Below are 11945 nucleotides of genomic sequence, written 5' to 3' on the forward strand. Positions count from 1 at the left end.
CACTATTCAGTCAAATCCACCCAGCGTCCGTGACACTCGGGAACATTTCGTCATTCAGGAGTTCTGCTTATTCAGCGGAATGATTGGAAGAAGCAGATGTGAGGGGCGATCCGCGTCCCGGTAAACCTTGTGAGTGACCGTATTGCTGCTGGTTACGTGATACGGAATGTACTCGACGTCGGTCATCGCGCCCGTTCCCGTAGGCGCGTCCATGCTGCAGATCTCGATACAGATCCGATGTCCGGCCTTGAACTGGTTTGCCGTTGCGAGCACCTGGATTTCATACTTGACGATCTCGCCAGGCGTGACCGGCGCGATCGACTCTTTCGTCAGTTTGTGGAACGGTTCCGCCGGCGTGGATCGGTCAGGATCGGTTGCGCGGTATGACGCTTTCAGCCAGCCGCGGGTAAGTTCACGCTCTGGCAACGTCTCTGGAACCGCCCGTTCGCCGACGCGGGCAGTAACGACCGATACGTCCGGACCCACGTCCTTGAGTACAACGATCCAGTTAGTGTCTGTCTGGTCAATCTCGGCGTAGAGTGTCAGCGAAATAGGACCCGCCACCAATACGTCCTGTGCAAGCGGCTCAGTCATGTAGCGCAGGCGCTCGACCCTGGATGTTTTCTTCAGCGGCATTTGCGTGAAGACATCGGGCTCCCGATGTGCGTTACCAACCTCCGCTGAAGGCCGAGGGGCGTCTGTGGAAAGCTGCTCCCAGCCTGAAAGGTAGTACTTCGCCCATTGCGTCTCGGGCAAAGGCCAATCAGTGCCCGTTCGCCATTCGTTGGCTCCCATGACCCAGTACCGGACCGGGGGTTCATCCATGATGCCCGTGTCGATACCCTTCAGCCAGTAGTCGTACCAGCGAATAACTTCGTCGTGGTATTGATGGAATGGCCGCTCCAGGTGCGCCGGGCCCGTAAAGATCAGCTTGCGCGGCTGTTTGACATTGCTGAAGTAATGCTGTGCGCCAAGCCAGTGCAATTTGTACGTGTAAGCGTAGGCACCAGAACCCGTATAGAACGGCACCTTGATCGACTTGAAAATCTCCTCGGCGCGCTCAACCGTCCCTTCCGGCTCCCAAGGGTTCGTCATGATGTGGTACATCACCCCCGTGCGCTGCCCCTTCTGCGTCAGGATGTTGTACAGGTTGATGTACATCTTGTAGTCGGGATTGCGCATGGCTGCGCGCCAGAGTTCCTCTTGCGCATCAGGTAACGTGCCCGGCACACCGCGCGGTTCATGCACGGTACTGAAAACGTCAAGCAGGTACGGGAACGTGTGAATGACGCCACCGGGATTGAAGTCCCGAAACCCGAACATACCGCCGTACGCACTACACGCGTCGTACGGAAAGATTGCCTTGAGCGCGGGGTGTCCCTGCGCCGCCGCCCGCCATTGTTCACCGGCAAAACCTGAGATCCCCACCATTCCGACCTTGCCGTCGGACCACGGCTGCTGCGTGATCCATTCGATCATGTCGTAGTGGTCGGTATTCTCCGAGCCGTAGTGGCCTTCCGACTTGGCGGAGCCGCGCGGCTGAGCAATCACGTGCACGTAACCATTGGCGATGAAGCGGCGAGTGTCCCCGGCTTCGATGGGCCCGAACCAGAGCGGCGCATGTGCGGGTTGCGGGGGCAAAACATCCGCAATATCCGGCCCCTGAAGATCCTTGTTGTGCAGCGCTGATGCGTACAGCACGGGATACTTGCCATCCGCATCCGGTCGATAGACGTCAACCGCAAGACGGGTTCCGTCCCGCATCGTTACGATGATGTCGCGTTCTTCAATCATGTCTCCTCCTTTGTTGGCCTGTTCGGCGTCAACAGACAGCTCTCTCAAGGCCGAAAATGTGCTTTACCCGCCGACGTGCGCTTCGCGTTCGTTTTTTTGAAAGCCGCACGATCAGGCAGATTCCGTAATTCACTATACTTCACGTCCGTAAAGTATGCAAGACGAACGACGTGACGAATATGAAATTTTGAATCCCAAATGAGTTGCGACGCTGGCACTGTTACGCGCCCAGAACCTCGGGTGCTAGTGCCATACGGTCACTGCGTGGTGCTGTTTGGAAAAGGTGGATCACCTGCCGATCCCGTACTGATATCCGTTGCGTGTTCGTTCGATATTTGCCGTTGTGCAGAGAGCACTCGGGCCATGACGGTCATGCATACACAAGCCATCAGGAGCGGTATCGACAACAACGCACAGGTGAGCAGATACGGAAAGCCCGATATGACTATCAGACCAATCAGCGATGAACCGACAATCGACCCCAGCCGTCCGATTGCAACGTTCCAGCCGCCTCCGGACGCACGAAGCGCAGTGGGATAGAAGATGCCTGGAATGGTATTGACACAGATCAGCGGGCCTCCAACAGCTATGCCCGACAAGAAGACCACGCTCGTGTGCCACTGAGTGGCTTCGGACATGCCCAACGCTATGACAAGCAGCGAGCCTGCGCCGAACGCAACGGAAACGACCGACGCCACGTTATAGCGACGCACAAGGATAGCGAAAAGAACCGCGCCGCCGAGCGCACCGAACTGGAACATTGACGATACTTGCGAGGCGTCGTGCATCGATAGCCCCACCTGCTTCAGGTGCGTCGGCATCCAGCTTCCAATGAGAAAGAACACCAGATAACCTGCAAACTCCGCAAGCCACGTCAACACGGTGCCGAGCCGGTATTTCCCGCTCAATAGTGCCCTGCTCCCGCGTATCGATTCGCGCGTTTCGGCGATGAATAAATGCATTCCAGAGCAGTCTAAAGACGGAAACACTTTGCCAAGAATTCGTTGCGCCTCGTCATTGGACCTTCCGCTGGCCACGACGTAGAGCGGCGACTCCGGTACTTGCCATGCGAATAAGGCAACGACCCCCAGCGGCAGAAGACCACTGAGCACCAGCATGCCTCGCCACCCCAGTGTCCCGATCGCCAATGACGTCACCAGACCGGCGGCGGCCGCACCGAAAAGAAATCCACAGTAAGTCGATGCGAGCATCGCTGAGCGTGAACGGTCGGGGCTAAATTCCGCGACGATTGCCGACGTGGCGGGCATCGCTGCTCCGATGCCGATGCCGGTGATGAAACGCAAGGCAACCAGCTGAAATATCGACTGCGCTTCGCTCGACATCACCCCCGCGATTCCAAACCAGGCAATTGCCACGATGCTCACTGTCCGGCGACCGACACGGTCAGCCAGTGTTCCTCCTATGATCGATCCAATCAGTAATCCCGTTAGTCCGAATGCCACCAGAGGTGAGAGCGCAGCGCTCGATAGCTGCCAATGCTGGCTTATCGCCGGCGCGATAAAACTGATCACGATCGTGTCGAAACCTTCGATCGCTGTTGCCGCGAAGCAGATGAGGAACACAGTCCACTGCTTGCGCCCCATAGGCATATCGTTAAAAATCGCGCGCACATCCCGCTGGGCATAGCCTATGCTGTTCATCGCTTTGTCCTTGATGATCGGCCACCGGGTTCCGGTGTCAATCTGATTTCACTTGTCTCTCAACGTCACCGACATCACCTGTTCGCTAAAACCGGTGACGGATTCCAACCCGCAACAAGCCCTGGGTTTGTCCACTCGACGGTGAAGGAATCAACGTGATCTGCGCCTGAGTCGCCGAACCCGCCGCTTTCAGCAGTTCGGCCGCAAAGTAAACATCGGTCCGCTTCGAGAGGAAATAGTTGGTGTAGAGATCGATCGCCCGATAGATTGGCGTCGCGGATGTCGCATCCACTTTGCCGTGCGTGTAGATGTACGCCGCACCTGCGAATAGAAACGGCGTAATGAAGTAACCGGCGTTTGCCTCGTAGTTGTCAAACCGCACGTCGCTGCCAAGAAAGCCTTTCTTGAATTTCGTCGATGTGTACACGAAGGCAATTGAAGCGCCGCCAAGCTTGTACGATGCGCCTACCCCCGCGATGGATTCGCTTTGCGCGTTCTGCACGTACGGGGCGTAAATGATGTTTCGCGGCGCGATGCTATCGAATGCGGCAGCATACGGATTCTTGATGATCGTATAGGCAGCGGCAACATACAGAGGGAAGCTTATTCCGTTGTAACTCAGTCCCACCGACGTCACACTATTCGTGGAGAATTGTCCGGGCTGCCCACCAAAGCTATAGAGCCCCCCAAATGTGAACCCTCCAATTTTGGGGCTGGCGTATTTGACCGAGTTGTTGATGCGTATGCTCCCTCCAACGTTGTCAACGTCACCGGCGTGAGCGAAGACGACCGCCCAGTTCAAACCGGCAGCAACGGGGGAAAGCATCTCGGCTACTTCCTCGTATTGACGCCCAAGCGTGAATGTCCCATACGGGCTTGAGATTCCAACGTACGCCTGTCGGCCGAACAAACGGCCATTGTTCGACAGGTTTCCGCTAGACACGTCAAAGCCGTTTTCCAACGTAAAGACCGCTTTGTAGCCTCCACCCAGGTCTTCGGCGCCGCGCAGCCCCCATCTGGACAGCGATCCACCTCCACTCTGAAGCAACCAGGCTGAATGTCCGTTTTGATTGCTTGAGTAGGTCAAGCCTTCATCCAGCAGACCGTACAGCGTCACGGAACTTTGCGCATACACCGCGGCAGGCATGACACAACAAATCGCCGCGGCCCAGGACAATCTCTTCATCTCCAGTCTCCTTTGTCATTTTTGAATGAACGACCAACTGACACATCAGAGTTGCTGAATGAAGGATATGTCTAAATTTTCCAGTCGTATAGTTTAATTTGGATAGGAGTATCCCCAGGTATGCTTCGCCTGACGAATGAAGGGAACGGGTACCGGACACCGCACAGGGACCCGGAAGGAGATTGAATCTGGCAGCCCATCAGATCGGAAATCGATGGTGACGTCACGTAGCACCGGCTTGACGTGGACGCCAGAAGGCAAAGGAGATGGGTGGACTGGGTCAGATGACAGCGTCGTCAATTCAGGACTTTTGCAGTCCTTCCTTGAGACGCGATGGTCATCATCAGGTCGATGCGTTTCTGGGCGAATCAGAGCCTGCGACGAATTGTGCGACTCGCTGGGAAAACGCTTGCGTCGACGCGCATCGCAGGAACGCATGTTTTTCCTGTTCAAGATGGCGCTCAAGGTTATCTTCGGCCACCATTCCAACAAGCGACTTCATTTCTCTGACCGCTGCCGCGGGCACATCAATGACTTTCCGCGCGAACGCCAGACTGGCTTCCTGCAAGGAAGCGGGTTCGGCAATGCGCTGAACGAGCCCCAACTGTCCAGCCTCGCCCGCACTCAACGAGTCCCGCGTCAACAGGATCTCTAATGCCCTAGCTGCCCCCAATCGACGCGCCAGATGGAAAGACAGACCGCCGTCGCTAGATGTTCCCAGCTTGGCGTAGCCGACGACAAAGCGGGCAGCGCTCGACGCTACCACCAGGTCGCACGCCATTGCCAGCGAAAAGCCCGCCCCTGCTGCCGCCCCTTGAACGCTGGCGATCACCGGTATCGGCAAGCGCCGCAGCGCCACAATCGTGGCGTTCAGTGCGCTAATTAGCGATTCGAGGTAGGCATCGGAACGCTGCAGTCCGTCAGAAATCTGGCGAAGATCTCCGCCGGCTGAAAATATTCTGCCTTTGGCTTGAAGTATCACTGCGCGATACTTCGACGACCCCTCAACCTCGCGGAGGGCGCCCAGCAGTTCATCGCAGAAAACCTTGTCGATCGCGTTCGCGCGTGCTTCGTCCACCATCGTGACGAAGGCGATGTCATCGCTTGATGTCAGCGTGATTTTGCTTTCCATTTGTCCTTGATCCGTGAATCAAATCTGTAGTCGGACTCAGTTCTGCCGTCGTCCGGGCGGAACACCTGGATCCGCCAGGTTATCTCCATTATACTTTACGCAATGTAAATTTAAAGAAAAATCAGGCATCATGGGACGGCCGTGTCTCGCTCGAAGTTGTCGGCGCGTGAGGCCGGTGGTAGCCAGATAGTGTGGTACTGTGCCGGCCAAATCGACTGTGCTCAGCGGGTTCAGCGGGTTCAGCGACGCTCGGGATTCGGCGGCGAGTGTGTGATACCGTTGTGAAGCCTGCCTTCGTTGACGGTCGCGGCTTGCTACGCCTACGCGGTGTTGGCCTGTCAGAAGGCGGAAGGCACTGGAGCACAGAAGCAACGAAATAACGAATTTCCCAATCGAGAAACCAAATGGCGGACAGCGCAGGTTCCAAGAACGTTGGTAACAAAAGCAGACCGACCGAACTCAAACGTGCAGAGCAGCAGCGGGCGCAGGAAACCCGCTCCGCGATCCTGAACGCGGCACTTGCCGAATTCGCCACGAAGGGCTTTGAGGCTGCGAGTATTCGCAGCATCGCGGATCGCATCGGCTTGCAACATCCGCTTATCACCTACCACTACCGATCCAAAGACGTTCTCTGGCAGGCGGTGGCGGAGTTTGTGTTCGAACGCATTCGCCATGAGTGGGACGCCTATCTGACCGATACGCCCCCTGCCATGGCGGCGGACCGGGTAAAACTCGTGTATCGAGCTTTGTTCCGGTTCACAGTTGATTTTCCCGAGTTTCATCGCTTCATGCTGCAAGAGTTCCTTGTGTACAGCCCTCGTTTGCAGTGGCTCGCCGACACTGTGCTCAAGCCATTGATCAACTGGTTAATTCCACAGATTCGCGCGGCGCAGGATGAACACGCCATGCCACGAGTCGAACCGATCCTCTTGCACTATCTCATGATCAGCCTGACCTCAACGCTTTCTGGATTCGGCCCGGAAATGCTGGCGACCAGCAATGTTTCTGCGTCCGATCCCGCCGTTGTTGATGCGTATTGGCAGATGGTCGAGGCGCTCGTCTTCAGCAAACAACCGGAGCCGCAATGCGCCGACAAGGCCGAATCACCTTCGGGCAAGTCCGGTAGTCGGCCCCGCGCATCCGCACGCGTGAAGAGCAGCTGAGGGTTCCCGCGCGACTGCCGCGTTATCCATTTCTCAGTTCGGCATTGATGAGTGTCGGGTTGCGGCTCGTCCGGTTGAAAAGCTGACCGTGGCGGCCGCTGGGCTGAACGTGCGCAAATGATCCAGCGCCACTCCGTTAGGCATCCATCTACTAAAACGATAAGTTTCATCTGAAAATATAGGCTATCCAGATTGGAAGTCGAGGCCTATCGTCCGGGTTTCCGGCAAACGCATCGTTTGCCACCTCGGAGACAATTTTCATGAAACTGCTACACGTAGATTCCAGCATCCTCGGACAAGGCTCCGTCAGTCGTGATCTGTCAGCGGAGGTGGTCGCGACCTCCCGGGCCCGCCATTCCGACCTTACAGTCGCTCGTCTCGACCTTGCCGCGACACCGATCGGCCATCTGACGGCAGCACACCTGGCGGCCGCGCAAGGCGCTCCGGTTGACGAGGCATTGAAGGCCGACGTTGCCATAGGTCAGGTCGCGCTCGAGGAGTTTCTGGCCGCCGACATCGTGGTCATCGGCTCGCCGATGTACAACCTTGGCGTGCCCTCTCAACTGAAAGCCTGGATCGACCGCATCTCTGTCGCCGGGAAAACGTTCAGTTACGGGGAGCACGGCCCCGTCGGACTGTGCGGCAACAAGAAGCTGATCATCGCCTCGTCGCGCGGTGGCGTTTACAGCGAAGGCTCGCCCGCCGCCTTCTTCGATCATCAGGAAACCTATCTGAAAGCGGCCTTCGGCTTTCTGGGCATCACGGATATCACCTTCATTCGCGCGGAAGGTGTGGCGATGGGTGAAGAGGCACGCAGTGGGGCCATCGCCTCGGCGAAGAAAGAGACCGCCGCGCTCGCTGCGTGAGGTAGCGCCGCCATGTCCGTTCCACGCCCGCCTACCTGCTTCCTGAGCCACGGTGCGCGTCCGTGGTCGTAAGTGGCGGGCACGCTTTTTCTTGTCAGGCGGCGGCACGTCCGGCAGTCGCTCGCATCCGTCTGATCACGGCAAAAGGAGCCCCTGCATGACTCATTCCATCCATGGCAACAACCGCTGGCTGGCGCTGATCGTTCTGTGCCTCGGCGTACTCATGATCGTGCTCGATACGACGATCGTAAACGTTGCCTTGCCGTCGATCGCCGCGGACCTCGGCTTTACCGGGACCTCGCTGGTGTGGGTGGTCAATGCGTACATGCTCACCTTCGGCGGCTGTCTGCTGCTTGGCGGGCGCCTCGGTGATCTCTACGGCCACCGCAAGCTGTTCCTCGGCGGCATCACGCTGTTCACACTCGCCTCGCTAGCCTGCGGCATGGCGAATTCGCAGATCCTGCTGGTGTGCGCGCGTGCCGTGCAGGGTCTGGGCGGCGCGGTGGTCTCCGCTGTTTCGCTCTCGCTGATCATGAATCTGTTCACCGAGACCGGCGAACGGGCCAAAGCAATGGGCGTATATGGTTTCGTCTGCGCGGGCGGCGGCAGCATCGGCGTATTGCTCGGCGGTCTGCTCACCAATCTGCTGAGCTGGCACTGGATCTTTCTCGTCAACCTGCCGATCGGCATCGCCGTCTACGCGCTGTGCGTCGCGCTCCTGCCGTCGGCACGCGGTCATGCGCATGGGGAACGGCTCGACGTGGCCGGCGCGGTGACAGTCACCGCTTCGCTGATGCTTGCCGTGTACGCAGTCGTGAACGGTAATGAAGCCGGCTGGACCTCGGCGCAGACGCTGGGCCTGCTGTTCGCCGCGCTCGCGTTGCTGGCCTTGTTTCTCATTATCGAAGCACGCGTACAGCATCCGTTGATGCCGCTTGGTCTGTTCCGCCTGCGCAATGTCGCGACCGCAAATGTGGTCGGTGTGCTTTGGGCGGCGGCAATGTTCGCGTGGTTCTTCATCTCCGCGTTGTATCTGCAGCGCGTGCTCGGTTACCGGCCCATGCAGGTCGGGCTCGCATTCTTGCCGGCCAGTCTGATCATGGCGTTCTGTTCGCTGGGACTGTCGGCGCGCGCGGTGATGCGCTTCGGTCTGCGCGTTCCGCTTGCCGCCGGGCTGCTCGCCGCAGCGTGTGGTCTCGCGCTCTTTGCACGCGCGCCGGTCAACGGCAACTTCGTGCTCGACGTGCTGCCCGGCATGATCCTGTTCGGCTTCGGCGCGGGCATCGCATTCAATGCCGTGCTGCTGGCTGCCATGAGCGGCGTCGATCCGGGCGATTCGGGCCTCGCGTCCGGTATCGTCAATACGTCGCTCATGATGGGGGGCGCACTCGGCCTCGCAGTGCTCGCAAGTCTCGCTGCCGCGCGCAGCGATGCAATGCAGGTTTCCGAAAGCGCCACGGCGGCCCTCAATAGCGGCTATCACGTGGCATTTCTGCTCGCTGCGATCCTCGCGGCGGCAGCGGGTGTGCTGGGCGGTTTGTTGTTGCGCCCTGGACAGCCAGACGGCGCCGGCGCGCAACCGGTTACTGACGGCCACGGGGTAACGACAGCGGGCCTCGAATCCACAACCGACAGCGCGACAGCGACAGAGCACTTCTGACGGCACGTCGAGAATGGCGGCTTCCCCGGATTTCAGGCTCAATCATGCTGAACTTCCGACGTCGATCCAGAGCGGTATGACGCGAACCGGTTTAGAGGTGACCGTTTGCCGACCGGAGCCGCCACCCGTGACGCGTGCCAGCTTCCTGGTGTGCAAGGCGCGGCATGCCGCGCCTTTCATTGCTTATCCAAATTTGACGAGATTGTGGATCGGCAACGGGCCGCCCGGGATTTGAACTAGCTGCCCGCCAGCTTCGAGTGAACCCAGGTCGATGCCGAAGAAACCGAGCCGCTCGATCAGTCCGCTCACAGCCGCCTTCGCATGCGCGTCGTCTCCCGCGAAGAACAGCACGCGGCGTCCGCCTTCGGCCTGCGGATCGTCGGAGATGAGGTGCGCAGGAAGATGGTTGAACGCCTTCACGACGCGTGCGCCCGGCACGAGCTCCGCGAAGATTTCGCTCGACGCCCGGCCATTCAATTCGGCCGGCTTGAAGTGCGGCGGCTCGATCGGGTTGTTCGCGTCAATCACGATGCGTCCGCCGAAGTCCGGCAGCCCGGCCAGGGCGGTCGGCAGCTTCGACCAGTTGACGGCGACAAGGACGATGTCCTGCGCGGCCGCTTGTTCGCGCGTTCCCGGCGTGATCGAGGGGCCGAGCTCGCGCGCGAGGTCCGCGAGTGAGGCCGGGCCCCGGCTGTTAGCGATGATGGCTTCGAGGCCTTTGCCCGCCAGCGCTTTCGCGAACGCGGACCCGATGGCGCCTGCTCCGATGATACCGATAGTGCTCATAACGATGCTCCTGGTAAACGGTGATGAATCACGTGGTAAGCCACCAAGGGGAAGGCCATGTGAGGTTCACTCCCCGGGGCTATGTGACTGGATATTGCCGTCTTTATTGCTTGATGATTAGTCGGGAATCGCTTGAATTATTTTCAATCAATACTTTAAGATTGCCCCATGGAAACCCTCGCCAACCTCGAGTCGTTTGTACGCAGCGCCGAAACGGGCAGCTTCTCCGCAGCCGCGCGGCGTCTTGCACTGACGCCCGCCGCGGTCAGCCGGAACGTTGCGCTGCTCGAACGTAATCTTGGCGTGCGGCTGTTCCAACGCTCGACGCGCAAGCTCACGCTGACCGAGGCGGGTGAACGCTTTCTTGTGGAAATGGGCGGCAATCTGGACGCGCTGCAGGCCGCGATCGCGTCCGTCTCGACCAATCGCGGCGAGCCGGCTGGTACGTTGAAAGTCAGCATGCCGCCAACGTTTGGCATCACGTACGTCATGCCGCTGCTGCCGGCGTTCCTCGCACGCTATCCGCTGATTCGTCCGGATTGGCACTTCGAGAACCGGCAGGTCGACCTGATTGCAGAGGGATACGACGCAGCGCTGGGTGGCGGATTCGATCTCGCGCCAGGTGTCGTATCGCGCGCCTTGGCGCCTGCGCATCTCGTGGCGGTCGCGTCTCCTGCTTACATGGCCGATCGCGTGGCACCGGCCGCCCCCGGAGATCTTGCGGAACTCGACGGCATTGTGATGCGCTCGAGCCGTACCGGCCGCGTGCGCCACCGGACAATGCGCGACGCAGTGGGCGACGAGATGCCAGCGCGGCTCAGCGAGACCATCACGGTCAACGATCCGGCAGCGATGCGTGAGGCTGCGATTCTCGGGCTGGGTGTCGCGCTGCTATCCGTGTCGGACGTGCTGTCGTCGGTCGAACGGGGCGAACTCGTGCGATTACTACCGCGCTGGTACGCGGACGCTGGGGCCATTTCGATCTATTACGCGACACGAGCGCTGCTGCCGGCGAAAACACGGGTGTTTGTCGATTTCGTTGTCGAGGCGTTCGAGCGGGAGCGGCTGGCCGAAAGGTTTGCGGGAAGCATGGAATGAGCCGCGCCTGGCAGGCCAAGCAGGCGCCCCCTGAAAGCTGACCCGATGTCACGAATCTGGTCGGTCCTTACCCCATACCCTGCCTCAACAGTACGCAACGTCAACGCAGACGAAAATCTGACAACGAAACCGTCACAGTAGCGACCGTAGTGAAACAGAAGTGTCGGCGAGCCGCACTTCGTCCATGACCGTGCCGCTGGAAATTAATCGCCTGCATGCCCCGATATCACGTCCTGAATTGACGGAGATCGCCGCTCGCATACGCCCGCCTTCGTCTAGTGCCATCACGCAGAACGAGCCGGTAGCGGGGTCTCCACGCGAAACGAGACGATGCTGTGCCTCGATGATGCCCAGCGTCTGAATATTGCAGTCGAACTGATCCGACCATAGCCACGGCAATTCCGCGTATATCGCGCCGCCTCCGAGCATGTTCTCCGCAGCATGTTGATTTGCGCGGAATCCTGACCCACCGGGGGTCAAGATTCCGCGCATGTATGGACCCGACGCGCTTTGCAAGCTCTTTATGATGATTGGAAATGGTCTGCATGCATGTATCCGGCTTGCTCGTGGGCATTTGCCGAAGCACGCCCGCAGCCTTG

10 protein-coding genes are annotated in these 11945 nt (G+C 59.2%); 4 read left to right on the top strand and 6 right to left on the bottom strand.

What is annotated here, in order from left to right:
• Positions 1 to 54: 54 nt before the first annotated feature.
• The 4 genes from KHO23_RS33630 to KHO23_RS33645 form a co-directional block, all read right to left on the bottom strand.
• Positions 55 to 1794 carry a CocE/NonD family hydrolase gene (locus tag KHO23_RS33630; RefSeq protein ID WP_211617260.1) on the bottom strand — a complete coding sequence of 580 codons (1740 nt, stop codon included), beginning with the start codon at positions 1792 to 1794 and terminating at the stop codon, positions 55 to 57.
• Positions 1795 to 2051: 257 nt separating this feature from the next.
• Positions 2052 to 3455, bottom strand: coding sequence for an MFS transporter (locus KHO23_RS33635; RefSeq protein ID WP_211617262.1), 1404 nt, complete (start codon positions 3453 to 3455; stop codon positions 2052 to 2054).
• Between the two features lie 85 nt (positions 3456 to 3540).
• A complete protein-coding gene (locus KHO23_RS33640) occupies positions 3541 to 4641 on the bottom strand; it encodes a porin (protein ID WP_211617264.1) in 1101 nt (366 codons plus the stop codon).
• A gap of 343 nt (positions 4642 to 4984) precedes the next feature.
• Positions 4985 to 5773: an enoyl-CoA hydratase/isomerase family protein gene (locus KHO23_RS33645; protein WP_211617266.1), complete on the bottom strand. Its 789-nt coding sequence runs from the start codon at positions 5771 to 5773 to the stop codon at positions 4985 to 4987.
• A gap of 404 nt (positions 5774 to 6177) precedes the next feature.
• Here KHO23_RS33645 and KHO23_RS33650 point away from each other — a divergent pair, with 404 nt between their 5' ends.
• The 3 genes from KHO23_RS33650 to KHO23_RS33660 all read left to right on the top strand — a co-directional run bounded on the left by KHO23_RS33650 (position 6178) and on the right by KHO23_RS33660 (position 9462).
• Positions 6178 to 6936 carry a TetR/AcrR family transcriptional regulator gene (locus KHO23_RS33650; RefSeq protein WP_211617268.1) on the top strand — a complete coding sequence of 253 codons (759 nt, stop codon included), beginning with the start codon at positions 6178 to 6180 and terminating at the stop codon, positions 6934 to 6936.
• A gap of 260 nt (positions 6937 to 7196) precedes the next feature.
• Positions 7197 to 7802, top strand: a complete 606-nt coding sequence (locus tag KHO23_RS33655; RefSeq protein ID WP_211617270.1) for an FMN-dependent NADH-azoreductase — start codon at positions 7197 to 7199, stop codon at positions 7800 to 7802.
• A 157-nt stretch (positions 7803 to 7959) separates the two neighbouring features.
• On the top strand, positions 7960 to 9462 hold the full coding sequence (locus KHO23_RS33660; protein WP_211617273.1) for a DHA2 family efflux MFS transporter permease subunit: 1503 nt from the start codon (positions 7960 to 7962) through the stop codon (positions 9460 to 9462).
• Positions 9463 to 9645: 183 nt separating this feature from the next.
• On the opposite strand, the gene KHO23_RS33665 is transcribed toward KHO23_RS33660, so the two are convergent.
• Complete coding sequence (locus KHO23_RS33665; RefSeq protein WP_211617275.1) at positions 9646 to 10248, bottom strand: NADPH-dependent F420 reductase; 603 nt, start codon at positions 10246 to 10248, stop codon at positions 9646 to 9648.
• A gap of 168 nt (positions 10249 to 10416) precedes the next feature.
• On the opposite strand from KHO23_RS33665, the gene KHO23_RS33670 reads away from it, so the two are divergent.
• A complete protein-coding gene (locus tag KHO23_RS33670) occupies positions 10417 to 11346 on the top strand; it encodes a LysR family transcriptional regulator (protein ID WP_211617277.1) in 930 nt (309 codons plus the stop codon).
• Positions 11347 to 11478: 132 nt separating this feature from the next.
• Here the strand turns inward: KHO23_RS33670 and KHO23_RS33675 are convergent.
• A partial coding sequence (locus tag KHO23_RS33675; protein ID WP_328822022.1) for an oxidoreductase C-terminal domain-containing protein occupies positions 11479 to 11945 on the bottom strand: 467 nt, incomplete at its 5' end.

The sequence above is a fragment of the Paraburkholderia haematera genome, assembly GCF_905220975.1.
In the GTDB taxonomy this organism is placed as follows: Bacteria; Pseudomonadota; Gammaproteobacteria; order Burkholderiales; family Burkholderiaceae; genus Paraburkholderia; species Paraburkholderia haematera.

Coding starts and splice junctions, on each gene's coding strand:
- KHO23_RS33630 (WP_211617260.1), bottom strand. CDS start 1,794: ATGATTGAAGAACGCGACATCATCGTAACGATGCGGGACGGAACCCGT.
- KHO23_RS33640 (WP_211617264.1), bottom strand. CDS start 4,641: ATGAAGAGATTGTCCTGGGCCGCGGCGATTTGTTGTGTCATGCCTGCC.
- KHO23_RS33650 (WP_211617268.1), top strand. CDS start 6,178: ATGGCGGACAGCGCAGGTTCCAAGAACGTTGGTAACAAAAGCAGACCG.
- KHO23_RS33645 (WP_211617266.1), bottom strand. CDS start 5,773: ATGGAAAGCAAAATCACGCTGACATCAAGCGATGACATCGCCTTCGTC.
- KHO23_RS33660 (WP_211617273.1), top strand. CDS start 7,960: ATGACTCATTCCATCCATGGCAACAACCGCTGGCTGGCGCTGATCGTT.
- KHO23_RS33665 (WP_211617275.1), bottom strand. CDS start 10,248: ATGAGCACTATCGGTATCATCGGAGCAGGCGCCATCGGGTCCGCGTTC.
- KHO23_RS33655 (WP_211617270.1), top strand. CDS start 7,197: ATGAAACTGCTACACGTAGATTCCAGCATCCTCGGACAAGGCTCCGTC.
- KHO23_RS33635 (WP_211617262.1), bottom strand. CDS start 3,455: ATGAACAGCATAGGCTATGCCCAGCGGGATGTGCGCGCGATTTTTAAC.
- KHO23_RS33670 (WP_211617277.1), top strand. CDS start 10,417: ATGGAAACCCTCGCCAACCTCGAGTCGTTTGTACGCAGCGCCGAAACG.